Source organism: Pseudomonas sp. MAG733B (assembly GCF_036884845.1).
GTDB lineage: Bacteria > Pseudomonadota > Gammaproteobacteria > Pseudomonadales > Pseudomonadaceae > Aquipseudomonas.
This window is the reverse complement of sequence record NZ_CP145732.1, coordinates 5,054,670-5,078,885: the sequence shown is the minus strand read 5'-3', so window position 1 is coordinate 5,078,885 and position 24,216 is coordinate 5,054,670. Positions and strand designations below refer to the sequence as shown.

The window sequence follows — 24,216 nt, the reverse complement described above, 5'->3', positions numbered from 1 at the left end:
AAAGAAGGGGCCTTCGGGCCCCTTTGCTTTTTCCGGTTTTTTACACAGTCTTTGTGCTTGTTTTTTTTGAAGGCTGCCCCCATCTTGGTTTCAAGCTTACTTCCATCTGTTTCCGGCCATATGGCCGCCGTAGAGGCGAAATCATGAAGACAACCATCGAATTGCCTCTCCTGCCATTGCGTGATGTCGTGGTTTATCCGCACATGGTTATCCCGCTGTTCGTGGGGCGCGAGAAATCCATCGAAGCTCTCGAAGCAGCGATGACGGGCGACAAGCAGATCCTTCTGCTGGCTCAGAGAAACCCTGCTGACGACGATCCCGGTGAAGACGCACTTTATCGCGTAGGTACGATAGCGACCGTTCTGCAGCTGCTGAAGCTGCCTGACGGCACGGTAAAAGTTCTGGTCGAAGGCGAGCAGCGGGGCGCCGTGGAGCGCTTCAGCGAAGTGGACGGCCATTGCCGTGCCGAAGTCTCGTTGATCGACGAAGTCGACGCGCCAGAGCGCGAGTCGGAAGTGTTTGTCCGCAGCCTGCTGTCGCAGTTCGAACAATATGTGCAGCTGGGCAAGAAAGTCCCGGCTGAAGTTCTGTCGTCGCTCAACAGCATCGACGAGCCTGGCCGCCTGGTCGACACCATGGCCGCGCACATGGCCCTGAAGATCGAGCAGAAGCAGGAAATCCTCGAAATCATCGATTTGTCGGCCCGGGTCGAGCACGTCCTGGCGTTGCTGGATGCCGAGATCGATCTGCTGCAAGTCGAAAAACGCATTCGCGGTCGCGTCAAAAAGCAAATGGAGCGCAGTCAGCGCGAGTACTACTTGAATGAGCAGATGAAGGCCATTCAGAAAGAGCTCGGCGACAGCGACGAAGGGCATAACGAAGTCGAAGAGCTGAAAAAGCGCATCGATGCCGCCGGCCTGCCAAAAGACGCGCTCGCCAAGGCTACGGCCGAACTGAACAAGCTAAAGCAAATGTCGCCAATGTCCGCGGAAGCGACCGTGGTGCGTTCGTACATCGACTGGCTGGTTCAGGTGCCGTGGAAGGCTCAGAGCAAGGTGCGTCTGGACCTGGCGCGCGCAGAAGACATTCTCGACGCCGACCACTATGGTCTGGAAGAAGTCAAAGAGCGGATTCTCGAATACCTCGCCGTGCAAAAGCGCGTGAAGAAGATTCGTGGTCCGGTGTTGTGCCTGGTAGGGCCTCCGGGGGTGGGTAAAACCTCTCTGGCGGAGTCGATCGCGCACGCCACCAACCGTAAATTCGTGCGCATGGCCCTTGGCGGTGTGCGTGATGAAGCGGAAATTCGTGGTCATCGCCGTACCTACATCGGTTCGATGCCCGGAAGATTGATTCAAAAGATGACAAAGGTGGGCGTCCGTAACCCGCTGTTCCTGCTCGATGAAATCGACAAAATGGGCAGCGACATGCGTGGCGATCCGGCGTCGGCGTTGCTGGAAGTGCTTGATCCCGAGCAGAACCACAACTTCAACGATCACTATCTGGAAGTCGACTACGACCTGTCGGATGTGATGTTCCTGTGCACCTCGAACTCCATGAACATTCCACCGGCGCTGCTGGACCGGATGGAAGTGATTCGTCTGCCGGGCTACACCGAAGACGAGAAGATCAACATTGCCGTCAAATACCTTTCGCCGAAGCAGATCACGGCCAACGGTTTGAAGAAAGGCGAGCTGGAATTCGACGCCGAAGCGATCCGCGACATCATCCGCTACTACACCCGCGAAGCCGGTGTGCGTGGGCTGGAGCGCCAGATTGCCAAGGTTTGCCGCAAGGCGGTCAAAGAGCATGCGCTGGAAAAACGCTTCTCGGTGAAGGTCACTGCGGACGATCTGGAACACTACCTGGGCGTGCGTAAATTCCGCTACGGCCTGGCTGAGCAGCAGGATCAGATCGGTCAGGTAACCGGGTTGGCGTGGACTCAGGTGGGCGGCGAATTGCTGACCATCGAAGCCGCTGTCGTGCCGGGCAAAGGCCAGCTGATCAAGACTGGTTCCCTGGGCGACGTGATGGTCGAATCGATCACCGCAGCCCTGACGGTTGTGCGCAGCCGCGCGAAGAGCCTGGGCATTCCCCTGGACTTCCACGAGAAGCGTGACACCCACATCCACATGCCGGAAGGGGCGACGCCGAAAGACGGCCCTAGCGCCGGTGTAGGCATGTGCACGGCGCTGGTGTCGGCATTGACCGGCATTCCGGTGCGTGCGGACGTAGCCATGACCGGTGAAATCACCTTGCGTGGTCAAGTGCTGGCGATCGGTGGTTTGAAAGAAAAACTGCTCGCTGCTCACCGCGGTGGAATCAAGACCGTGATCATTCCTGAAGAGAATGTTCGCGATCTGAAGGAGATTCCTGACAATATCAAGCAAGATCTCCAGATTAAACCGGTTAAATGGATTGACGAGGTCCTGCAAATTGCGCTGCAATACGCGCCGGAGCCCTTGCCGGATGTGGCTCCGGAGATTGTCGCGAAGGATGAAAAACGCGAGTCCGATTCTAAGGAAAGAATTAGCACGCATTAGTACGTATTTGCCTGGGGGGCTTCCTTGACAGATTTTTAGAGCCCTTGTTATAAAGCGGCTCTTAAGTGTCTGTTGGCCATTCAGCACTCGTTTTTGCTTTCACCAAAAAAACTTAGAATCATACTCAAATAGATATAAGGGGACTTAGAGTGAACAAGTCGGAACTGATTGATGCTATCGCTGCATCCGCTGATATCCCGAAAGCTGCTGCTGGCCGTGCGCTGGACGCTGTAATCGAATCCGTCACTGGCGCTCTCAAGGCTGGCGACTCCGTTGTTCTGGTTGGTTTCGGTACTTTCTCCGTAACTGATCGTCCAGCTCGCATTGGTCGTAACCCACAGACCGGTAAGACGCTGGAAATTGCAGCAGCCAAAAAACCAGGTTTCAAAGCCGGTAAAGCACTGAAAGAAGCTGTCAACTAAGTTCGATTCAGGTTTTTGCCTATCCGGGTCAGGGTCAAGCCTGACCTGGCAGCGGAGCGGTAGTCCAGACGGCAGTTGCCGGTCCGAGACGCCGAGGCTCGCAAGTTCGAGTCATCGGTCCGCTCCGCCAGTTACGAGAAGGCGCATCCTCGGATGCGCCTTTCTTCTATCCGGATTCTACCCACGCTCCACGGTTGCCTAATTTTTGAAGTTCAACCGTTTATGGGGGACGCATGCTGCAGAATATCAGGGACAATTCACAAGGCTGGATTGCCAAGACCATTATCGGGGTCATCGTTGCACTGATGGCTTTGACCGGTTTCGACGCCATTTTTCAGGCCACGACGCACAAGAACGAGGCGGCGAAGGTCAATGGTGACGAAATCAGCCAGAACGAGCTGAGCCAGGCGGTCGATATGCAACGCCGTCAACTCATGCAACAGCTGGGCAAGGATTTCGATGCTTCCTTGCTCGACGAAAAAATGCTGCGCGAATCGGCCCTCAAAGGCCTGATCGATCGCAAACTGCTGCTGCAAGGCGCAGAAAACTCCAAGTTCGCCTTCTCCGAAGCGGCGCTGGACCAGGTCATCCTGCAAACTCCTGAATTTCAGGTCGATGGCAAGTTCAGTCCTGAGCGTTTCGACCAGGTAATTCGTCAACTCGGCTACAGCCGTATGCAGTTCCGCCAGATGCTGGCCCAGGAAATGCTGATCGGCCAGTTGCGCGCCGGTCTGGCGGGTAGCGGTTTCGTCACTGACGCACAGGTTCTGGCTTTCGCCCGTCTGGAGAAACAGACCCGCGATTTCGCCTCCCTGAACATCAAGGTTGACCCGGCAGCGGTGAAGCTGACTGATGACGAAGTCAAAGCCTATTACGACGAACACGCCAAGGAATTCATGACACCGGATCAGGTGGTCATCGATTATCTGGAGTTGAAGAAGGCTTCCTTCTTTGATCAGGTCAGCGTCAAGGACGAAGACCTGCAAGCGGCGTATCAGAAAGAAATCGCCAACCTGTCCGAGCAACGCCGGGCTGCGCACATTCTGATCGAAGTGAACGACAAGACCACCGAAGCGCAGGCCAAGGCCAAGATCGAAGAGATCCGGGCGCGTCTGGCCAAAGGCGAGAAGTTCGAGGCCCTGGCCAAGGAGTTCTCCCAGGATCCGGGTTCGGCGAACAATGGCGGCGATCTCGGTTACGCAGGTCCTGGTGTCTATGACCCGGTATTCGAGAAGTCCCTGTATTCGCTGGCCAAGGATCAGGTTTCCGAGCCGGTTCGCACCGACTTCGGTTTCCACCTGATCAAGCTGCTGGGCGTGGAAGCGCCTGAAGTACCGACGTTCGCCAGCCTGAAAGGCAAGCTGACCCGCGACTTGAAGACCGCGCAGGTTGAGCAGCGATTCGTCGAGGCGACCAAGCAATTGGAGGACGCCTCGTTCGAAGCTTCCGACCTGGCCCAGCCGGCGCAAGACTTGAAGTTGACCGTTCACACCTCCGCGCCGTTCGGCCGTGAAGGTGGCGAAGGCATTGCGGCCAACCGTGCCGTGATCACCGCAGCGTTCAGCCCGGAAGTGCTGGATGAAGGTGCCAACAGCACCGCCATCGAGCTCGATCCGGAAACCGTAATCGTGTTGCGCGCCAAGGAACACCTCAAGCCAACGCAATTGCCGCTGGAAAGCGTCGCGGGCCCGATCCGGGCGCAATTGGCCAAGGAACACGCCATTGCGGCTGCCAAGACCCATGCTGATGAGTTGATTGCCAGCCTGCGCGAAGGCAAGTCGCCACTGGACAAGCCAATTGACGGTCAGAGCTGGAAGGTTACCGAAGCCGCGACTCGCGCTCAGGAAGGGGTTGACCCGGCTGTACTGCAAGCGCTGTTCCGCATGCCCAAGCCTGCCGCCAAGGACAAGCCGACGTTCACCAGCGTGACTCTGGCCGACGGCAACCTGGTGATCGTGCGCCTGAACGGTGTCAACGAAGCCGCATCGCCGACTGAAGAAGAGAAGGCTCAATACCGTCGCTTCCTCGCTTCGCGCGTTGGCCAGCAAGACTTTGCGGCCTACCGCAAGCAGCTGGAAAGCCAGGCCGACATCAAGCGTTTCTGATGTCAGAATGAATGGTGCGCTACACAAGAACCCCGGCCGAAAGGCCGGGGTTTTTTGTTACAGGTGAACAGACAAGCGTGCGGGACATTTGCTGAATGTCGGAGTCAACACTCCTGTAACTGTTTAAGACACAATCGATGCGCCGCTAAGCATCGATCTGTTGCACAATACGCCCCGAACCGTTTTCCTCAGGATGTTCAATGTTTAAATCATTTCCCATGCGTGTTGCCGGGCTGGCGCTGGTGCTGGCCGTTGCGGCCGGGTGCTCGTCGAAGAAAGCCGCCATCTATGAGCATGAGAACTTCGACGACTCCGGGACATTTTCCCGTAACTATCCAGTGGCCGACACCGCTTCCTGTGAAGCCGCTCGTCGGGCCTTGCTGAGTCAGGGCTACATCATCACCAGCAGCGATCCAAAACTGATCAGCGGGCACAAAAGCTTCCAGCAGACCGGCGAGACCCACATGGAAATCAGTTTCAGTGTGGTCTGCGCCGAAGATGGCAGTGCCGGGCATCACGCCACGGTGTTCGCCAATGCCCTGCAAGACAAGTATGCACTGAAGAAAACCAACAACTCCGCCAGTCTCGGTGTCGGTGTGCTGGGCTCGGTATCGATGCCGATTGGTTCGTCGGATGACTCGATGGTCAAGGTCGCCAGCGAAACCGTGACCTCCGCCAAGTTCTACGAGCGTTTCTTCGCGCTGGTCGAACTGTTCCTGCCCAAGGAAGTGAAAGAAGCGGCGCATATCACCGAGAAGCCGAAAACCGATCTGGGCGTGCCTGAACCCAAGGCCGCACCGGCGCCGTTGGCCCCGCAAACCGCGGCTGAGCCTGCCCCGGCAGCAGAAGCGGCACAGGCACCGGTCGAAGCGACTCCAGTCGCGTCAGAGCCGGTAGCACCACCGCCTGAAGCGGCACCGATTACTGCGGCTCCAAGCGCTGAGCCAACGCCTTCCCCGGAAGCGATCACGCCACCGGCCAACCCAAGCGACATGGCGCCACCTTCGGAGCCGATTCAGGCCATGCCGATCACCGGTCAGTGATCGGCGCTAAGGGGCCACGCGAAGGCCGCGTTGGTCCCGTACCCGCTGTAAATATTGACCCGCATCAAACAGACCGCTGTCCTGCACTCTGCATCGAAAAAATCCTGTGATAAATCCCTGACCGCCTGCTACGTTTTATTTATTAGCGACGAAGTGTCGTGCCCGCGTCATTTTTCCTTCATGTGGGCACTTTAGGCTCAAGGCGCTGGTCATTTATTCAGACATTTTTTCAATGAGCTGTGGGGGATTCGAAAATGGACGATTATCAAGAAGAGCTGCTCGAGTATCAGGCGTTTGAACTGGATCCGCTGGAGCCTGCCGAAGACGCTACCGAGTTGTAAGTGTCAGGCGGATTGGCGATGACTGCGGCGAAACTCGCCGGGTGTCTGGCCGGTCCAGCGTTTGAAGGCGCGTTGAAACGCTTCGGCTGAGGCGAAGCCCAGCAGGTAGGCGATTTCTCCGAATGCCAGTTCGGTATCGCGAATGTAGGTCATGGCCAGGTCGCGACGGGTGTCGTTGAGAATCGCGCGAAATTGCGTGCCTTCCTCGGCGAGTTTGCGACGCAGAGTCCAGGTGGGCAGCTTCAGGCGTGCCGCCACTTCTTCCAGGTCGGGTTCCCGGCCACCATTGAGCAACGGCCCCAGTAACTGAGTGATGCGTTCACGCAGGCTGCGGGTGCGTGTCAGTTGCTCCAGTTCCCGCTCACACAAACTCAGCAAGTGGCGCCAGGTGCTCGGGCAGTGCTCCGGGTTGCGCTGGGCGAGGCTGGCCAGATTCAGGCGCAGTTGATTGTGCTCGGCAACAAACTGTATCGGGCAGTCGCCCAACGCGTCGTAGGCGTCGCGGTAGTCGGGTTCTTCGAATTCGATCTCGATGCGTTCGGCGCACAGCGGGGCAGGGCTGACGCTGGATAATTGCTGCAACCAGCCCGCGATGATCGAATCCACCACGAAGCGGTTATAGCCGTTGTAAGGGCTGATGGAGTAAAAACGCAGCCAGGCCCCTTGAGAGTCTTCGTGAAAGCTCGATTGCCCGCGATAGTTGGAGCCATACAAGGCTTCGAAGCGAATCAGGCAGCGCGCCGCTTCGCGCACAGTCGGTGCCTGTGCCGCGGTGACACCGGCCAGACCGGCCTGGCTCAAGCGGCTGAGCTGACCCATGCGCAAGCCGAGCGCCGGGTTGCCGGTCAACTGGATGGCGCTGTGGCCCAGGCGCATGTAGCGCGGAATTGAGAGTCGGGCACCTGCTTCGCTGAGGCGTGCGGCATCCAGTCCGTATTGTTCCAGCAGCGGCTGTGGGTCGGCACCGTGGCTGCGCACGGCGTCGGCCAGGCTATGAACGAAGCCGACCGACAAATCGCCGAGACGCATCGGCTGCGGTTTCATGGCTTACAACCAAAGGTTCAGCAGACGCGCACCGCGGACATTGCCGTCGGCGAAATGCTGGCCGTTGCTGCTCAGAAAACTCTGGCCGGCGCTGGACTGGTCCCAGAATTGCCCGCGCAGGAACACGCTCATGCCAGCGATTGCCTGGCTGGAAGGCGATTGAGTGGTCAGGGTCAGGCGATGCCAGGCCTGGCCCTCGCTGAGCTCTCCGGCCTTGAGGCTGACGGAGCCCGGGGTCGATGAGCCCTGGTAACCGCGCCACGGTTGATCCCAGGTGCCACGGCCGGTAACGAACGCCGGAACCGCGACGATCCGTACCTGCTGAGTGTCGAGTTTGCGATAGTTGTCCGGATACCAACTGTCGCTGCCGATCAGCACACCCAGGCGCCCGGCCGGAGTATCGACGACGTTGAGGGTGTGCTCACCGTTGGCTTTGATCGCATCCTGCTGCTCGAAAACCGGGTGCATCTGACGCTGCGGCTGGCCGATTGGCAATCCATCGCGGCCGAACACCACGCTGCTGTTGTACAGCGCGCCGCGACCGATTTTCAGGGTGCCTTCGATGATGCTCGGTTCGGGCAACACGATGGACCCCGCCACCAGCGTGACATGGAATTCTTTTGCCAGCCCGCCGAACAACGCCTGGTAATCCTTGGCCATGCCTTTGGCTTTCATGCGCAAATGCGCGTCATCCAGACGACTGCCGCCCTCGGCGCCAATCAGTGCGCGAACGAATTTCAAAGGATTGCTCACGGCCAGCCAGTTCATGGCTTCCTTTAGGGTGGTGGCCTGGTACAACTCGTCCTTTTCACCGCTGACCATCAGCCAGGTGCCGACATGTTCGGGCAACACGACGATGGTTTTTTCGTTCAACAGACCTTGTTCCTGCGCTTTTTGCAGGTAGGCCGCGAGTTTGCGGTGCAAGCGTTCAGGGCTTTGATAGTCGGTGGGAAACAGTTCCGGTTGTATGCCCAGCAGGTTGCCTCGATCGGAGGGTTGGCCCTGGTCTACCGCGAGATCGATCCGCAGGTCCGAGAGGTAATGACCGACCGGGCGGTCCGCGGCCCACATGGCGTAGGTCGTCAGTGCGGCGATCAACGCCATGGAGAAAGTCAGGTACAGAAGTTTGCGCATGGGGAAACAGTCAACAGCCGTGTGCAGGGTTCGACGACTAGGGTATGACCCATGTTCCCGCTTGCCAAGGGGCGCTGCACATTTTGATCAATAAGTTGTCAGTTTCGGTCATTGAGCGACCGATGGACTGCTCATAGTCTGTAACCCATGACAGAGGGACGCCAAAGAGCGTCCTCACTTTTTCCGTGATCGTTCGTAGTGGAGTTACCGATGACCGCCGCTCATTACCCGCACCTGTTGGCCCCGCTGGACCTGGGTTTTACCACGTTGCGCAACCGCACCTTGATGGGCTCGATGCACACCGGTCTGGAAGAAAAACCGGGGGGCTTCGAGCGCATGGCGGCGTACTTCGCCGAGCGTGCCCGTGGTGGTGTGGGCCTGATGGTCACTGGCGGTATCGGGCCGAACGACGAGGGTGGCGTTTACTCCGGCGCAGCCAAGCTGACCACCGAGGAAGAAGCGCTCAAGCACCAGATCGTGACCCGCGCGGTGCACGAAGCGGGCGGCAAGATCTGCATGCAGATCCTCCACGCCGGTCGTTATGCCTATAGCCCGAAGCAGGTCGCGCCAAGCGCCATCCAGGCACCGATCAATCCGTTCAAGCCAAAAGAGCTGGACGAAGAAGGCATCGAGAAACAGATTCGCGATTTCGTCACCTGCTCGACCCTGGCGCAACAGGCCGAGTACGACGGCGTCGAAATCATGGGCTCCGAAGGTTATTTCATTAACCAGTTCCTCGCGGCCCATACCAACCACCGCACCGACCGCTGGGGCGGCAGCTACGAAAACCGCATGCGCCTCCCGGTGGAAATCGTCCGCCGCGTACGTGAAGCGGTCGGCCCGAACTTCATCATCATTTTCCGTTTGTCGATGCTCGATCTGGTCGAAGGTGGCAGCACCTGGGACGAAATCGTACTGTTGGCCAAGGCTGTTGAGCAGGCCGGTGCGACGATCATCAACACCGGGATCGGCTGGCACGAAGCGCGGATTCCGACCATCGCCACTAAGGTGCCGCGTGCGGCGTTCAGTAAAGTCACCGCCAAGCTGCGTGGCTCGGTGAGCATTCCGCTGATCACCACCAACCGCATCAACACCCCGGAAGTGGCCGAGCAGATTTTGGCCGAGGGCGATGCCGACATGGTGTCCATGGCACGGCCGTTCCTCGCCGACGCGGATTTCGTCAACAAGGCCGCAGAAGGCCGCGCCGATGAAATCAACACCTGCATCGGTTGCAACCAGGCGTGCCTGGACCACACCTTCGGCGGAAAGTTGACCAGTTGCCTGGTCAACCCGCGTGCCTGCCACGAAACCGAACTCAACTATTTGCCGGTGCAGCAGATCAAGAAGATCGCCGTGGTCGGTGCCGGTCCTGCCGGGTTGTCCGCTGCGACCGTGGCGGCCGAGCGGGGTCATGAGGTGACGCTGTTTGATTCGGCCAGCGAGATCGGCGGCCAGTTCAACGTCGCCAAACGCGTGCCGGGCAAGGAAGAATTCTTTGAGACCCTGCGTTATTTCAGCCGCAAATTGCAGACCAGCAACGTCGAGGTGTGCCTGAACACTCGTGTCGATGTGGCGAAACTGGTCGAGGGCGGTTACGACGAGATCATCCTCGCGACCGGCATCGCCCCAAGAACCCCTGCGATTCCGGGCGTGGAGAACGCCAAGGTGTTGAGCTATCTGGACGTGCTGCTTCAGCGCAAACCGGTGGGCAAACGCGTTGCGGTGATCGGCGCTGGCGGTATCGGTTTTGACGTCTCGGAATTCCTGGTCCATCAGGGCGAGGCCACCAGCCTGAACCGTGATGAGTTCTGGAAAGAGTGGGGCATCGATACGCATCTGGAAGCACGCGGCGGTGTCGCCGGGATCAAGGCTGCCCCCCATGCACCGGCCCGCGAAGTGTTCCTGCTGCAACGCAAGAAATCCAAGGTCGGCGACGGGCTGGGCAAGACCACCGGCTGGATTCACCGCACCGGTCTGAAGAACAAGCAGGTGCAGATGCTCAACAGTGTTGAATACCTGAAGATCGACGACGAAGGCCTGCACATCCGCATCGGCGAAACCGGTGAGCCGCAAGTATTGCCGGTGGACAACATCGTGATTTGCGCCGGGCAGGATCCACTGCGCGAGTTGCAGGACGGTCTGGTAGCGGCGGGGCAGAACGTGCATCTGATCGGTGGCGCGGATGTCGCGGCGGAGCTGGATGCCAAGCGGGCGATCAATCAGGGTTCGCGGTTGGCTGCGCAGTTGTAATCCACCCAGTACCTGTGGCGAGGGAGCTTGCTCCCGCTGGGCTGCGAAGCGGCCCCAAGTCCATTAGATGCGGTCGATCAGAATTGTCGATTTACCGGATCTGCGACTGCTGCGCAGTCGAGCGGGAGCAAGCTCCCTCGCCACAGTTTGATTGCTAAGATGCCGGATCTTCATCCAGAACCGGCATCGATGCTTTTCTCTCTCAACGACTGGCTCCCCCAAGCCCCCCTCGAACCCCTTTCTCTCGACTGGCTCACCACGGCCGGCATCGAAGTCGCGATCCTGCGTCTTGATCAGATCGACCCACTGATCAGCGGCAACAAATGGTTCAAGCTGATTGAACACCTCAAAGTCGCTGAACAGTCTGGTGCTAAAGGCATCATCAGCCTCGGTGGAGCGCATTCCAATCATCTGCATGCACTGGCCGCGGCCGGCAAGCGGTTCGGGTTTTCCACGGTCGGCCTGTTGCGCGGGCATCCACAGGAAACACCAACGGTTAAGGACTTGCAGGCGTTCGGCATGCAGTTGCACTGGCTGGGTTATGGCGGTTATCGAGCGCGGCACGAACCGGGTTTCTGGCTGCCATGGAAAGAACGGTATCCCGATCTGCATTCTGTGCCTGAAGGCGGTGGCGGTTTGCCGGGTGCGCGTGGCTGCATGCAGCTCAAGGATCAGGTCCGCAAGCAATTGCCTCATTTGGGTTGGAGTGATTACGACGGTTGGTGGCTGGCCTGTGGAACCGGAACAACCTTGGCTGGCCTGGTTTTGGCCGAAGCGGGAGAGCACGCGGTTTATGGCGCGCTGGCGGTACCCGACGATCATGGTGTAGCGCAGCAGGTCGAAAAAATTACTCAGCAAACGGGTGAAGCGGTCTATGAGCTGATCGATGCCAGCCGTGGCGGATTCGCTAAAGTTGATCAGCAACTAATTGAATTCATCGAACGGACCGAGCATGCCAGCGGCGTTCCTCTTGAGCCGCTATACACCGGCAAGGCATTGCTGGCGCTCAGGCAGCAGGTCGAATCAGGGCGATTCAAAAAGGGCACACGCCTGATCTTCGTTCATACCGGCGGCTTGCAGGGCCGCCGGGGATTTCAGTGAATCGCGCAATCAAGTGCGCTTGGGCATCATCCGCAACAAGGTGTTATCGCCCACCACATAGTGGTGATACAGCCCGGCCACGGCATGCAGGCCGATCAGCCAGTAGCCGATGGTGCCGCCCAGGACGTGCCAGCCCTGAAGCTCTTTGGCCAGTTCCTTGTTCTCGGCCATCAGCAGCGGCAAGTCGAGGCCGTAGAACATCACTTGATTGCCTTTGGCGCTGGTGACCAGCCAACCCAGCAATGGCATGGCGATCATGAAAATGTACAGCGCCCAGTGCATCAGCCTGGCCAGTGTTATCTGCCAGTGCGGCGAGGCCGGGAAGATCTGCGGTGCCGGGCCGAGGCTGCGAGCGAACAACCGCACCCAGACCAGTACGAATACCGTCAGGCCGAGCATGAAGTGCGATTCAACGATCAGTGTTCGCCCGCCACTGCCCTTGGGAAAGATCCCGCGGAGCTCGATACAGGCATAAACCAGCGCCAGCAAGACCAGCATCAACCAATGCAACGCGATCGATACGGTGCTGTAGCGCGAGGCGGAATTTTTCCACGGCATACGGTGTTCCTCACGGGACGGATCCAACCACCGTTCTTGTGTGACGGCGTGCTTTAACTGTAATCCTGTTTGTATGGGATTGCCTGGCGCACGCAGGCTTTTCTGTCGCATGCGAACATGAAGAAAGTTTCACGTAAATAAAATAACCGCAGGCTGTTTGAAAGAGGTTGATCAGGTGTAGGGCGATTCTGTTTGTGCCGTATTTTCAGTTTCAGGCTTGAGTGACGAAGGTAGTTGATTAATATGCATCTGGCTTGGCGGCTGATTTAAAGGGTTTGCCATGTTTCTGTATTTATTAATTTGCGATCAAAGGAATGAGCATGAATGACAATGTGAACGGAGTCCGTGGTGAAGTGAGTGAATACACCTGGGGAAGAATGTGGTCCGACGGAACAAAAGAGTTTAACAACGGCGCCATTCAATATGCCGATGGCGCGCTCGAGTTTGATGGTTTGACGTTTTACCCGGATGGGGTTGTCATCGATGCAACGGGGCAGCAGGTAGGGCTGGTCGAGCCCAACGGCGAGGTACCGGACGATGCTGAAACAAAGGTCGTCGAAAATGCCGAATCTGTTGAGCAGGAGGAAGTGGCGGACACCACGAATCCAACGGATGAAGTTCAAACGTTGATTATTGAAGATGAGGATGATGCCGAGACCTACATTCCTCTCGGTAGCGACGAGCGATAATTGATGTTGCTGTAAATCGAAGACATAAAAAAGCCGTAGTGCTCACTTGAGTACTACGGCTTTTTACTTACTGGTTTTGCGGCATTTCGCCGTTGGCCAAACGTTTGTTGATATCGGCAATCACTTCCGGCAGGTCGGTAATGGTGTCGATCATGTAATGCGGACGCGAACCTTCGAACATTGCATGAATGCGTTTGCGTTCGCTGTCCAGGGTGTCGCTGGCCAGTGCGCGATAACCTTCATAGTCCAGCCCCAGTGCGTTACCCGAGCAGATCAGCGCCACGGTCCACATGCCGGCACGACGGCCTTCGAGAATGCCCGGCACGGTGTCGTCGATTTTCACGCAAGCCGCGACATCGTCGATGCCCAAGGCGATCACGTTGGCCAATGCCTGGGCTGGCCAAGGGCGACCATTGGGGACTTCGTCGGTGGCGACCACGTGGTCGGCGATGTAGCCATTGGTGGCGGCCAGTTCGACGACTTTGTCCATGACCTGTTTCGGGTAGCCCGAGCAGGAGCCGATCTTGATCCCTTGCTGGCGCAGGTTGGCGATGGTGTCCAGGGCGCCCGGAATCAGCGCCGAGTGTTCGGCGATTTTCTCGATCTGCAACGGCATGAAGCGTTGGTAGATGGCGGTGACGTCATCGTCGGTCGGCGTGCGGCCGAACACTTTGCGATAACGCTCGGCAACTTCCGGTTGGTCGCACAGCGTGCGGATGTGGTCCCACTTGCCCATGCCCATCGGGCCACGCGCTTCTTCGATGGAAACCTGGACGTCGAACTCGGCGAAGGCTTCGACAAAAATCTGCGTCGGCGCGAAGGAGCCGAAGTCGACGACGGTGCCGGCCCAGTCGAGGATGGCGGCTTGCAGTTTGGTTGGGTTGGTGTAGTTCATGGTGATCAAGTCCTGTGGCAACTGGCTAATAATGGGTTGCTTTTTTGTGGGAGCGGGCTTGCTCGCGAATACGGTCTGACATTCAGCAATGATGTCGACTGATACGCCGCTTTCGCGAGCAAGCCCGCTCCCACAGGGGAAGGTGGTGTGGTTCAGATTTCGAGCACTTCCATCTCGCGCAACACTTCAGCGATGGCCGCCACGGCTTCGCGCATCTCCGCCGGCTGGACGTGACCGATGCAACCCACGCGGAAGGTTTCGACCTGGGTCAGTTTGCCGGGGTAGAGGATGTAACCCTTGGCCTTGACCCGTTCGTAGAACTCCTTGAACTGGTAGCGCGGGTCTTTCGGGGCGTGGAAGGTGGCGATGATTGGCGCCTGGATCGCGGCAGGCAGGAAGCTGCGCAGGCCCAGTTTGCCCATCTCTTCCATCAATGCCTGGCAGTTGGCGGCGTAGCGTTCGTGCCGCGCCGGCAAGCCACCTTCTTCGTTGTATTGCAGCAGGGCTTCATGCAGCGCCGCGACCACGTGGGTCGGCGGGGTGAAGCGCCATTGGCCGGTCTTGGCCATGTAGCTGTACTGGTCGTAAAGGTCCATCGCCAGCGAATGCGAGTTGCCGGCGGCACTGGCCAGGGATTCTTTACGGGCAAAGACGAAGCCCATGCCCGGTACGCCTTCCAGGCATTTGCCGGAAGCGGCGATCAGTGCGTCGAATGGAATCTGTTGTGCGTCCACCGGCAGGGCGCCGAACGAACTCATGGCGTCGATGATCAGGCGTTTGCCGCGTTGCGCAATGACTTGGGCAATTTCCGGCAGCGGGTTGAGGATGCCGGTGCTGGTTTCGCAGTGGATCAGCGCAACGTGAGTGATGCCGGCATCAGCGCGCAGCAGACGATCGACGTCGGCGGCGGTGGTCGGTTCGTCTTCGGCGGTTTCGAAAGTGCTGAACGAGCGGCCGAGCACTTCGCAAATCTTCGCCAGGCGTTTGCCGTAGGCGCCGTTGATCAGCACCAACACCTTGCCATCGCGAGGCACCAGTGTGCCGATTGCCGCCTCGACAGCGAAGGTGCCGCTGCCTTGCAACGGCACGCAGTGGTGAGTGGCGGCGCCGTTGAGGATCGCCAGCAATTGTTCGCAGAGGCTGGCGGTCAGTTGGTTGAAGCGGTCATCCCATGAACCCCAGTCGACCATCATCGCCTGGCGGGTGCGGGCCGAAGTGGTCAACGGGCCGGGGGTGAGCAGGATGGGTGCGGCAGTACTCATTCTCGTGTCCTCGCAATCGATGGGATGAAGCTACGGGGCCTAAATTGCAATTTGCCGAGTTATCAATCAAATTGTTTGTTGTTATGCCAGCCATCAGTGAGGGTTATCCATGAATCTGTTTCAGCTCCGCGCTTTTGATGCCGTGGCCCGCGAGGGCAGCTTTACCAGGGCGGCCGCGCGGTTGTTCATCAGCCAACCGGCGGTCACCGGGCACATCAAGGCACTGGAGGAGCACTACCAGATCACCTTGTTGCGCCGCACCGCGCGACGGGTGGAGTTGACGGAGGAGGGCACCAAACTGGCGGCGATCACCCGGGCGATGTTCGGCCTGGCCGAAGAGGCGCAGGTGATGCTGGAGGCCAACCGACAGTTGCTGACCGGGCGCCTGGAAGTGGCGGCGGACGGGCCGCACATGGTCATGCCGATGCTGGCGAGCCTGCGCGCACGCTATCCGGGAATCACCGTGAATTTGCGCTTGGGCAATGCCCAGGAAACGTTGGCGGCATTGTTGTCCGAGCATGCCGACGTGGCGGTGCTGACCGAAGTCGAGCCGCGCAAGGGTCTGCATCTGCAAGCCCTGAGCGAATCACGCATTTGTGCGTTGGTGCCTGATGGGCATCCTTGGGCGCAACGGACCAAAGGCATTCCGCTCAAGGAACTGGATCAGGTGATCATGGTGTTGCGTGAACCGAGTTCGATTACCCGGCGTACGTTCGATGACGCGTGTGCCCAGGCCAAGGTCAATCCACGGGTGTTGCTGGAGTTGGACAGTCGTGAAGCGGTGACCGAGGCCGTTGCCGCCGAGTTGGGCGTGGGCGTGGTGTCGTCAGTTGAGGTCAGCCATGATCCGCGAGTGGCGGCGGTGCCGATCATTGGCGAGGGGTTGGTGAACCGGCACATGATGGGGTGCATGGAGCGGCGGCGGGATTTGCGCTTGATTCAGGCGTTTTTCGGGTTGGCACCGGGCGGGTAGACCGAGTTGCCTGCATCGCTAGCAGGCTAGCTCCCACAGTGGTCCTGTGTTGTCTGCAAAATCTGTGGTCAACGCAAATCCCCTGTGGGAGCTAGCCTGCTAGCGATAGGACCAGACCTGCTTAAACAAGACTCTCGCGAACCATCTCCAGAAATGTCGCCACGATCCGCCGCGAACTCTGCTCGCGCAAGCACACCAGCGTTTCCGTCAGCCTGCGTTTGCAATCGGTAATCGGCAACGCACAAACCCGCGAATCCGCACCAAACTCGGCCGCCGAGACAACACCCACACCAATCCCCACCACCACCGCCTCACGCGCCGCTTCACGGCCTTCAACCTGAATCGCCGGACGGATGCGAAACCCGGCGCCGGCCATTTCTTCTTCCAGGGTCTGGCGAGTCACCGAGCCGATTTCCCGCAGCACCAGCGGTGTGTCGTCGAGGTCGGCGAGGGTGATGGATTCGCGGTCGGCCCATGGGTGATTGCGTGACACGAACGCCACCATCGGGTCGTTGCGCAGCGGCAGGGAGAGCAGGCGTTCATCGCTGACGTCACGGCCCAGCAACGCCAGATCAGCCTGGTAGTTGAAGAGCCGGAACAGCGATTCATCGGTGTTGCCGGTTTCGATCTTGACGCTGATGCCGGGGTAGCGCTCGCAGAACCGGGCGATCTGCGGCAGCACGTGCACCGGCGCATCCACCGCCAGAATCAGGCTGCCGGTTTGCAGCGCCTGGGAGTCCTGCAACAGCTCCTGGGCCTCGGCTTCGATCACGAACAGTTTCTGCGTGACACTCAGCAATCGCTCTCCCAGATCGGTCAATCGCACCGAGCGTTTGTTGCGGTGAAACAGCAAAACGCCGTAGCGCTCTTCGAGCTTGCGCACTTGGTCGGAAATCGCCGGTTGCGTGAGAAATAGTCGCTCGGCGGCTTTGGTGAAGCTTCCGTACACGGCCACGGCATGGAAGGCTTTGAGCTGGGCGTGGGAAACCGACATGGGAAACTCCAGTAACAAGCTGAGCTTATTTGTGAAATACGATAAATCGATTTCACTTATTAATCAGTAATTGTTTTTATCCACCTCAGCCCCGGTGACTGGTCAGTCGAACAGCAGCGGGTGCCATGAGCCTGTGCGTGCAACTACAGGACTCATCTGACCGGAATCACCCACAGGGACAAGGTGATTTCGCAGTGCTCAACAATAAAAAACAAAGGCGTTTTCTTCCAATTCTGCCGGCACACTCACACCCTGAGGTCAGAACCACAATGAACAAGCACATCGGCACCATCAAGCGTTGGCGCGTGCAGATCTTCGCGATCACCTGGCTCGCCTACGCCGCTTTCTACTTCACCCGCAAAGCGTTTTCCGTTGCCAAACTCGGCATCGGCGAAGACCCGACGTTCATGCTCGACAAAATGGCCATGGCCAACCTCGACGCCATTTACCTGACCGCTTACGCCATCGGCCAATTCACCTGGGGCATCCTCGCCGACCGCTTCGGGCCTCGCGTGGTGGTACTCGGCGGCTTGCTGATTTCGGCGGCCGCCGCGCTGGTGATGGGCACTTACGCCACGTTGCCGATCTTCGCCACCTGCATGTTGATTCAAGGCTTGGCGCAGTCCACCGGTTGGTCGGGGCTGTGCAAGAACCTCGGCAGTTTCTTTCCCTCCGAGCAACGTGGGCGAGTCCTGGGGTTGTGGAGTTCCTGCTACGCCTTTGGTGGTCTGGTGGCCTCGCCGTTTGCCGGTTGGTGGGCGTATACGCTCATTGGTAGCTGGCATGCGGCGTTCATTTCCAGTGCGGCGGTAGTTGGGCTGGTCGCCGTGCTGTTTTTTATTTTCCAACGCAACAAACCGGAAGACGTCGGCTTGCCGGCGGTGGAGCCGGAACCTGTGCTGACCGCTGAAGAAGCCGAGGCGCAAAGCAAAATCAGCATGTGGGAGCCGCTGAAGGAAATCCTGCGCAACCGCACCGTGCTGGTGCTGGGTTTGGCGTACTTCATGCTCAAACCGGCGCGCTACGCGATTCTCCTGTGGGGGCCGGTGATCGTTTTCGAACAGATGCCCTCGGTGGGCAAGGTCGGCGCGGCGATCATTCCCACTGCGTTTGAACTGGCCGGGTTGCTCGGGCCGATCATGATTGGCCTGGCTTCGGACAAACTGTTCGGCGCCCGGCGCATGCCGGCCTGTGTGATCAGCCTGCTGGCGCTCACCGTTTCCCTGGCGTTTTTCATGGGCGCCCTGCACACCGGCAGCGTGGCGTTGGTGGTGGCGCTGTTGTTCGTCATGGGCCTGACGCTCTACGGACCGGACTCGATGATCAGCGGCGCGGCGGCCATCGATTTCGGCACCGCCAAGGCCGGCGCCACGGCAGCCGGTTTCGTCAATGGCTGCGGCTCGGTCGGGGCGATTCTCGGCGGGCTGCTACCGGGTTACTTCGACACCGTCACCGTGTTCATCGTCTTTGCCGGTTGCGCGATGTTCTCCGCGCTGGTGCTGATCCCGCACTGGAACAGCCGCCCCGGTGGCCTGGGTACTCACTTCGCCTACGTGCCCAATCAAGCGATGACCATCAAAACCCTGCGTACCTGAATCCCGTCCCTCGTCGCCTGCTGCACCTGCGGCAGGCTGGCGTGTGGACCACTGACCGGAGATTGACCCCATGAGACCCTTTTGGCTGGACCAGGCCTTGAAGGCTGATACATCCGAAACCTGTCCGCCACTGGAAGGCGACGCCCGCGCCGACGTGTGTATCGTCGGCGGCGGTTACACCGGGTTGTGGACTGCGATCATGCTCAAGGAGCAGAACCCCGAGCTGGATGTATTGCTGATCGAGGCGGACATCTGCGGTGCCGGGGCCAGTGGTCGCAACGGTGGTTGCGCGCTGTCGTGGTCGGCCAAGTATTTCACCCTTGAGCGGTTGTTCGGCGTCGAAGAAGCCGTGCGGCTGGTCAAGGAATCGGAGCGCAGCATCCACGCCATTGGCGCCTTCTGCGAACAGTACGCGGTGGACGCGGACTATCGCCTCGATGGCACCCTCTACACCGCGACCAACCGCGCTCAGGTCGGCTCGACCGATGCGGTAATCGCGGCGCTGGAGCGCAACGGCATCAACTCGTTCACTCAAAGGCCAGTGGCCGATGTGCAGCGCATGGCGGGTTCGGTCAAGCATTTGGAAGGCTGGTTTTCTCCGGCGGCGGCCAGTGTGCAGCCGGGCAAACTGGTGCGCGGTTTGCGCCGGGTGGCTTTGCAATTGGGGGTGAAGATTCATGAAAACACCGCCATGACCGGGCTGGAAGAAGGCAAACCAGCAGGCATCGAAACCCGTAACGGTACTATTCGCGCTGACCGTGTGGTGCTGGCGATGAACGCCTGGATGGCTCGCGCATTCCCGCAGTTCGAGCGCAGTGTGGCGATCGTTTCCAGCGACATGGCGATCACCGAACCACGGCCCGATTTGCTCAATGAGATCGGTTTGACCAGCGGCGTCACGGTGCTTGATTCGCGGATTTTCGTGCACTACTACCACAACACCCCGGACGGCCGGATCATGCTCGGCAAGGGTGGCAATACCTTCGCCTATGGCGGACGCATGCTGCCGGTGTTCGATCAACCATCGCCTTATGCCGGCGTGTTGCAGAGCAGCCTGGCGGATTTCTTCCCGGCGTTTGCCGACGTCAAGGTCGAAGCAACGTGGAACGGCCCGTCGGATCGTTCGGTCACCGGTTTACCGTTCTTCGGCCAGATGAGCGCCAGCGGCAACGTGTTCTACGGTTTCGGTTACTCCGGCAGTGGCGTCGGGCCGTGTCATATGGGCGGGCAGATTCTCGCTTCGATGGTCCAGGGGCTCGACAATGCCTGGACCCGTTCGCCGTTGGTCAACGGGCCGCTGGGCTTCTTCCCACCGGAGCCGATTCGCTACCTCGGCTCGCTGATGGTGCGCAACGCCATCCGCCGCAAGGAGCGCGCCGAGGATCACGGACATCGGCCACGACACCTGGACGTGCGTCTGGCGAAGTTCGCGGCTGCTGCCGGCAAGGCCGACAAGGGTTGACGGTCAGGCCCCCGGATTCGTGGGTTTGATCAGCCAGTCCAGCAGCAGTCGGGTATCGCTGCGCGGCGCCGGGGAACGAACGGGACGGGGCGCAGAGCGATGCCCCAGGTTTGCGCAAAACACCGGCCGATCGGGGTCGCCGTCGAGAAAGCTGACCAGCCCGTCGCTGCCGGCCAAAGGCAGTGCGCACGGCTCGCTACGGTTGTCCGAAACAGCAAGGGCAACCGGTAGCCAAAGACCGCCGGATGTCTCGGGATCAGCGATCGATGCCGGCCATAAACGGACCTCGATTCGGCCTCGCTCATCCACCGTCGCCTGTTGCCCGCCGAGGCCACACACTCGCGCTGGCTGATGACCGGGAATGTTCGGCCTCGGCTGTTCAAGCATCGGACGGAACACCGTCGACCAGGGAACGGCAGTGAACTGGTTGCAGTAGCGCGGCGGCAGGTCCGGCGTGTCCGGCGCCAGAATCGAGCCCTGTTGTCCCTGATGCCGCACTTGAGTTACCAGCCATTGATCGTTAAACCCTGACAGCGGATGTTCCGCCACTTGCACGATGCAGGCACTGCGTAATTCACCGTGATTGCTTTGACCGTGGATCTGCACTTGCTGGCAACGCAAGCGTTCCAGATGACGACGGGCGAGTTGATCGCGATGGCTCTTTTCGATGGCGGGGCGAGGCAAGGTTGGCGTTCCCCCGGCAATGGGCTGATTGGCCGCCCCGTCGTCGAGGCCTGCGGCGCCACGGTTTCTGCTGTCGAGTCGCGGCGACAGGAGCGGCGCGTCATGGCGCTGGAACAATTCACTGATCGTCGGTACGTTGCCGGCGTCGGGCGCATCGCTGTGGAACGGCATCAACAGCGGTTCCTGCGGGAAACTCAGGCTGTCTTCGGCAAACACCAGCACATGGGCGTCGTGATGGTGTTCAAAGTGATAGTGAATGCCTTCCTCTTCGCACAGCCGTTGCAGCAGGGCCAGGTCGGTCTCGTCGTACTGAATGCAAAACGGCCGCAGTGGATAGTGCCCGGTCGTCAGTTCAAAGCGATAACTGCTGTCGGGCAGATGATGTTCCTCCAGCAACTGGCGCAGGATCATCGGCACGCTGAGGTGCGCAAAGATGCGCCGGGATCGAGACTGCTCCAGCGCTTGCATCGCCGGTACCAGCACCAGTTTGTAGCCGACGCAGTGCGGCCCGTGATGCTCGCGATTGACGCTGTGCAGCACGCCATGAATACCCGCACCTCGCCCAAAACCAAGGAGCGCCGGTTGTTGCAACAGGTGTTCGGGGGGCATGGCCGGCGCCAGGCCCAGCACTTCGATGTCGAACCGATAGGGTTGATTGAGGGCCTCACGACCGCTGAACCGTACTACCTGAAAGCTCAAGTCGTCGTCGAGAAGTGTCAGGGTGTAGGGACTTTCCTTGTCGTTATGCATCGAACGCGCTTCTGCCATGGGTACAGGCGAAGAGGGTACGAAACCTCAGCGGTTTATGGACATCGCAAACCGAAGTTTCAGAATCGCCCTACAACCGTTGGAGAAGATGTCGATTCGTGGTCGGAATTTTTGGTCGATTGCCAACTTTAGGCCGGGTAAACTTGCGCAAAGCGTCGGCCAATAGATGTCTCGGCGCCATAGACAAGAGAGTGAGTAATGGGCGCACAGTGGAAGGTTAAACACAAAGAAGCGGCAGCCAACGCCAAGGGCAAGATCTTCGGCAAACTGGTGAAGGAAATCACCATTGCTGCGCGCAACGGTGCCGATACCACCACCAACGCACACCTGCGTCTGGTGGTTGAACAGGCCAAGAAAGCTTCGATGCCCAAGGAAACACTGGACCGCGCCATCAAGAAGGGTGCGGGCCTGTTGGGCGAAACCGTGCAATACCATCGCGTGACCTATGAGGGCTTCGCCCCGCACCAGGTGCCGCTGATCGTTGAATGCGTGACGGACAACATCAACCGCACCGTGGCTGAAATCCGCGTCGCGTTCCGCAAGGGCCAATTGGGCGCTTCCGGTTCGGTGGCCTGGGACTTCAACCACGTCGGCATGATCGAAGCCTCGCCGGATACCCCGGACGCCGATCCGGAAATGGCCGCGATTGAAGCCGGTGCCCAGGATTTCGAGCCGGGCGAAGACGGTGCGACCCTGTTCCTGACCGAGCCTACCGACCTGGACGCGGTACAAAAAGCCCTGCCCGAGCAAGGCTTCACCGTGCTGTCGGCCAAGCTGGGTTACCAGCCGAAGAATCCGGTCAGCGGCCTGAGCGATGAGCAGATGGCTGAAGTCGAAGCGTTCCTCGAAGGCCTCGATAACCACGACGACGTGCAGGACATGTTTGTCGGGTTGGCGGGTTAAGTCAGACTGGCTTTGATCTAACCTGTGGCGAGGAAGCTTGCTCCCGCTGGACGGCGAAGCCGTCCCCAAAAGCGACGGCTGCTTCGCAACCGAGCGGGAGCAAGCTCCCTCGCCACAGATTTTTGTACGGGCTGTTAGCTGTCGGAGTTAAGCACTGCCAACGCCTGAACAACCTCATCAAACCCCGGCCGCGCCAGCACATCGGGCTGACAGCAGCACTGTTCCAGATCTCGCAGCGTCCCACGCTGTTCATCGCTCAACCCGGAGTCAATCCGCTCCAGCAATTCCCCCAGCAGAATCCCGAACGCTCGCACTTCGATTCGTTGCAATGCCCGGCTTTGCGGATTGTCCGCCGTGGCATGGAATGACGCCGCGCCAAAGTCACCCAACAGGCAATCACCGTGCTCGTTCCACAGAATGTTGTGGCCGTACAGATCGCCGTGGGTAATGCCGTGATGGTGCAAGTGTCCGGCCACCGATGCGATGCCGCGGGCGATGCGCAGGGCGACTTCGGCACTGAAGCGGGTATCGTCGGCGTAGACGTCGCGGCTACAGGACGCCAGGCTCGGCAACCCGGCGAGGTTGCGATAGTCCGGTTCGATCAACTGCATCACCAATCCTGCCGTTTGTTGCGGATGATCGACCACCCGACCCTCAACGCGAATCAGGTTGGGATGGCTGCCAGCGCTGATGCAGGCGTTCATTTCGTGTAGCGGCGAGCCATCGCTGGTCATTTCGCCTTTGTAGAGTTTGACCGCAACGGCGCTTGTGGTCTGGCCCGGTTTGGCCCAAGAGGCCCGATGGATCACGCCCGAAGCGCCCTGGCCGATTTGCTACTCCAGTTGCAGTTGCGACCAAGGGATGTTCGCCGTTGCTTCAAGGGCCGCTTCGCTTTCCAGCGGGTTGCCGGCGTAGGCCAGCCAACTCAGGCTCGGCAGGGACAACAACCATTCAGGTAACTCGGTCAACCGGTTGGCGGCGATGCGAATCAGTTCGAGTCGGTGGCAGTTGCGCAGACTCTCGGGCAAGCACTGTAAACGGTTGCCCGCGAGCATCAGCTTTTGCAGGTCCGGGCGTTCACCCAGTTCGGTCGGCAGGGACTCGATGCAATTCTCGGTGAGGATCAGCCAGCGCAGCCGGGGCGGTAACGCAGCGCCCGGTACGTGCTCGATGCGATTGGCCTTGAAGCCGACCATGGTCAGCGCCATGCAACGACCCACGCACGCGGGCAATTCGGTAAACAGATTGTCCGAGCAGAACAACACGCGCAAACGGGTCAGGCGATGCAGGTCGTCCGGCAGGCAGCTCAAAGCGTTGCCGCTGAGGTTCAGCACTTCCAGGGAGTCCGCCAGATCGAAGATTTCCCGGGGGAATTCTGTCAGGCCGCAGCTGAGGTCCAGGCGAGTGATGCCTGCCAGCGTGCCGGCGCGCAGTTGTGCAAGGGTGTGCATGA

General features: G+C 59.4%; 18 protein-coding genes and 2 pseudogenes. 11 read left to right on the top strand and 9 right to left on the bottom strand.

What is annotated here, in order from left to right:
- The first annotated feature begins 143 nt into the window (after positions 1-143).
- From lon to V6Z53_RS23175, 4 genes are all read left to right on the top strand, one after another.
- Positions 144-2,540: an endopeptidase La gene (gene lon, locus V6Z53_RS23190; RefSeq protein ID WP_338581964.1), complete on the top strand. Its 2,397-nt coding sequence runs from the start codon at positions 144-146 to the stop codon at positions 2,538-2,540.
- A gap of 149 nt (positions 2,541-2,689) precedes the next feature.
- Positions 2,690-2,962, top strand: a complete 273-nt coding sequence (locus tag V6Z53_RS23185; RefSeq protein WP_002552737.1) for an HU family DNA-binding protein — start codon at positions 2,690-2,692, stop codon at positions 2,960-2,962.
- A 233-nt stretch (positions 2,963-3,195) separates the two neighbouring features.
- A complete protein-coding gene (locus V6Z53_RS23180) occupies positions 3,196-5,067 on the top strand; it encodes a SurA N-terminal domain-containing protein (protein WP_338581963.1) in 1,872 nt (623 codons plus the stop codon).
- A gap of 200 nt (positions 5,068-5,267) precedes the next feature.
- Positions 5,268-6,110: a DUF2242 domain-containing protein gene (locus tag V6Z53_RS23175; RefSeq protein ID WP_338581962.1), complete on the top strand. Its 843-nt coding sequence runs from the start codon at positions 5,268-5,270 to the stop codon at positions 6,108-6,110.
- Between the two features lie 344 nt (positions 6,111-6,454).
- Here the strand turns inward: V6Z53_RS23175 and V6Z53_RS23170 are convergent, their stop codons facing one another.
- Together V6Z53_RS23170 and V6Z53_RS23165 are read right to left on the bottom strand one after the other, a co-directional pair.
- A complete protein-coding gene (locus tag V6Z53_RS23170) occupies positions 6,455-7,495 on the bottom strand; it encodes an AraC family transcriptional regulator (RefSeq protein WP_338581961.1) in 1,041 nt (346 codons plus the stop codon).
- A gap of 3 nt (positions 7,496-7,498) precedes the next feature.
- Positions 7,499-8,629: a carbon-nitrogen hydrolase family protein gene (locus V6Z53_RS23165; RefSeq protein ID WP_338581960.1), complete on the bottom strand. Its 1,131-nt coding sequence runs from the start codon at positions 8,627-8,629 to the stop codon at positions 7,499-7,501.
- A 210-nt stretch (positions 8,630-8,839) separates the two neighbouring features.
- Between V6Z53_RS23165 and V6Z53_RS23160 the strand changes: the two genes are divergently transcribed.
- A complete protein-coding gene (locus V6Z53_RS23160) occupies positions 8,840-10,879 on the top strand; it encodes an NADPH-dependent 2,4-dienoyl-CoA reductase (protein ID WP_338581959.1) in 2,040 nt (679 codons plus the stop codon).
- A gap of 189 nt (positions 10,880-11,068) precedes the next feature.
- A complete protein-coding gene (locus V6Z53_RS23155; protein WP_338586552.1) occupies positions 11,069-11,980 on the top strand; it encodes a pyridoxal-phosphate dependent enzyme in 912 nt (303 codons plus the stop codon).
- A 9-nt stretch (positions 11,981-11,989) separates the two neighbouring features.
- Here V6Z53_RS23155 and V6Z53_RS23150 read toward each other — a convergent pair whose 3' ends face one another.
- Entirely contained in the window at positions 11,990-12,538 is a 549-nt protein-coding gene (locus V6Z53_RS23150; protein ID WP_338581958.1) for a cytochrome b, read from the bottom strand.
- Positions 12,539-12,858: 320 nt separating this feature from the next.
- On the opposite strand from V6Z53_RS23150, the gene V6Z53_RS23145 reads away from it, so the two are divergent.
- A complete protein-coding gene (locus tag V6Z53_RS23145) occupies positions 12,859-13,227 on the top strand; it encodes a hypothetical protein (protein WP_338581957.1) in 369 nt (122 codons plus the stop codon).
- A 67-nt stretch (positions 13,228-13,294) separates the two neighbouring features.
- Here V6Z53_RS23145 and phnX read toward each other — a convergent pair whose 3' ends face one another.
- The 3 genes and pseudogenes from phnX to V6Z53_RS23130 form a co-directional block, all read right to left on the bottom strand.
- The gene (gene phnX, locus V6Z53_RS23140; RefSeq protein WP_338581956.1) at positions 13,295-14,122 is read right to left on the bottom strand and encodes a phosphonoacetaldehyde hydrolase; all 828 of its coding nucleotides are present in this window, start codon (positions 14,120-14,122) and stop codon (positions 13,295-13,297) included.
- 44 nt (positions 14,123-14,166) lie between these two features.
- Positions 14,167-14,256: pseudogene (locus V6Z53_RS23135) on the bottom strand (DUF4381 domain-containing protein); the annotation flags it as partial.
- 18 nt (positions 14,257-14,274) lie between these two features.
- On the bottom strand, positions 14,275-15,384 hold the full coding sequence (locus tag V6Z53_RS23130; RefSeq protein WP_338581955.1) for a 2-aminoethylphosphonate--pyruvate transaminase: 1,110 nt from the start codon (positions 15,382-15,384) through the stop codon (positions 14,275-14,277).
- A gap of 109 nt (positions 15,385-15,493) precedes the next feature.
- On the opposite strand from V6Z53_RS23130, the gene V6Z53_RS23125 reads away from it, so the two are divergent.
- Positions 15,494-16,357: a LysR substrate-binding domain-containing protein gene (locus V6Z53_RS23125; protein ID WP_338581954.1), complete on the top strand. Its 864-nt coding sequence runs from the start codon at positions 15,494-15,496 to the stop codon at positions 16,355-16,357.
- A gap of 121 nt (positions 16,358-16,478) precedes the next feature.
- On the opposite strand, the gene V6Z53_RS23120 is transcribed toward V6Z53_RS23125, so the two are convergent.
- A complete protein-coding gene (locus V6Z53_RS23120) occupies positions 16,479-17,351 on the bottom strand; it encodes a LysR family transcriptional regulator (RefSeq protein WP_338581953.1) in 873 nt (290 codons plus the stop codon).
- A gap of 269 nt (positions 17,352-17,620) precedes the next feature.
- Between V6Z53_RS23120 and V6Z53_RS23115 the strand changes: the two genes are divergently transcribed.
- Both V6Z53_RS23115 and V6Z53_RS23110 read left to right on the top strand, forming a co-directional pair.
- Positions 17,621-18,946 carry an MFS transporter gene (locus V6Z53_RS23115; RefSeq protein WP_338581952.1) on the top strand — a complete coding sequence of 442 codons (1,326 nt, stop codon included), beginning with the start codon at positions 17,621-17,623 and terminating at the stop codon, positions 18,944-18,946.
- Between the two features lie 70 nt (positions 18,947-19,016).
- Positions 19,017-20,408, top strand: a complete 1,392-nt coding sequence (locus V6Z53_RS23110) for an FAD-dependent oxidoreductase (RefSeq protein ID WP_338581951.1) — start codon at positions 19,017-19,019, stop codon at positions 20,406-20,408.
- Between the two features lie 3 nt (positions 20,409-20,411).
- Here the strand turns inward: V6Z53_RS23110 and tssI are convergent, their stop codons facing one another.
- Positions 20,412-21,842 carry a type VI secretion system tip protein TssI/VgrG gene (gene tssI / locus V6Z53_RS23105; protein WP_338581950.1) on the bottom strand — a complete coding sequence of 477 codons (1,431 nt, stop codon included), beginning with the start codon at positions 21,840-21,842 and terminating at the stop codon, positions 20,412-20,414.
- 216 nt (positions 21,843-22,058) lie between these two features.
- Here tssI and V6Z53_RS23100 point away from each other — a divergent pair, with 216 nt between their 5' ends.
- Positions 22,059-22,763 (top strand): YebC/PmpR family DNA-binding transcriptional regulator, encoded by a 705-nt coding sequence (locus V6Z53_RS23100; RefSeq protein ID WP_053161495.1) that lies wholly within the window; start codon positions 22,059-22,061, stop codon positions 22,761-22,763.
- A 134-nt stretch (positions 22,764-22,897) separates the two neighbouring features.
- On the opposite strand, the pseudogene V6Z53_RS23095 reads toward V6Z53_RS23100, so the two are convergent.
- A pseudogene (locus V6Z53_RS23095) lies at positions 22,898-24,214 on the bottom strand (leucine-rich repeat-containing protein kinase family protein).
- Positions 24,215-24,216: the final 2 nt, after the last annotated feature.

Coding starts and splice junctions, on each gene's coding strand:
- V6Z53_RS23180 (WP_338581963.1), top strand. CDS start 3,196: ATGCTGCAGAATATCAGGGACAATTCACAAGGCTGGATTGCCAAGACC.
- lon (WP_338581964.1), top strand. CDS start 144: ATGAAGACAACCATCGAATTGCCTCTCCTGCCATTGCGTGATGTCGTG.
- tssI (WP_338581950.1), bottom strand. CDS start 21,842: ATGCATAACGACAAGGAAAGTCCCTACACCCTGACACTTCTCGACGAC.
- V6Z53_RS23115 (WP_338581952.1), top strand. CDS start 17,621: ATGAACAAGCACATCGGCACCATCAAGCGTTGGCGCGTGCAGATCTTC.
- V6Z53_RS23110 (WP_338581951.1), top strand. CDS start 19,017: ATGAGACCCTTTTGGCTGGACCAGGCCTTGAAGGCTGATACATCCGAA.
- V6Z53_RS23155 (WP_338586552.1), top strand. CDS start 11,069: ATGCTTTTCTCTCTCAACGACTGGCTCCCCCAAGCCCCCCTCGAACCC.
- V6Z53_RS23150 (WP_338581958.1), bottom strand. CDS start 12,538: ATGCCGTGGAAAAATTCCGCCTCGCGCTACAGCACCGTATCGATCGCG.
- V6Z53_RS23145 (WP_338581957.1), top strand. CDS start 12,859: ATGAATGACAATGTGAACGGAGTCCGTGGTGAAGTGAGTGAATACACC.
- V6Z53_RS23120 (WP_338581953.1), bottom strand. CDS start 17,351: ATGTCGGTTTCCCACGCCCAGCTCAAAGCCTTCCATGCCGTGGCCGTG.
- V6Z53_RS23100 (WP_053161495.1), top strand. CDS start 22,059: ATGGGCGCACAGTGGAAGGTTAAACACAAAGAAGCGGCAGCCAACGCC.
- V6Z53_RS23165 (WP_338581960.1), bottom strand. CDS start 8,629: ATGCGCAAACTTCTGTACCTGACTTTCTCCATGGCGTTGATCGCCGCA.
- V6Z53_RS23130 (WP_338581955.1), bottom strand. CDS start 15,384: ATGAGTACTGCCGCACCCATCCTGCTCACCCCCGGCCCGTTGACCACT.
- V6Z53_RS23175 (WP_338581962.1), top strand. CDS start 5,268: ATGTTTAAATCATTTCCCATGCGTGTTGCCGGGCTGGCGCTGGTGCTG.
- V6Z53_RS23160 (WP_338581959.1), top strand. CDS start 8,840: ATGACCGCCGCTCATTACCCGCACCTGTTGGCCCCGCTGGACCTGGGT.
- phnX (WP_338581956.1), bottom strand. CDS start 14,122: ATGAACTACACCAACCCAACCAAACTGCAAGCCGCCATCCTCGACTGG.
- V6Z53_RS23125 (WP_338581954.1), top strand. CDS start 15,494: ATGAATCTGTTTCAGCTCCGCGCTTTTGATGCCGTGGCCCGCGAGGGC.
- V6Z53_RS23170 (WP_338581961.1), bottom strand. CDS start 7,495: ATGAAACCGCAGCCGATGCGTCTCGGCGATTTGTCGGTCGGCTTCGTT.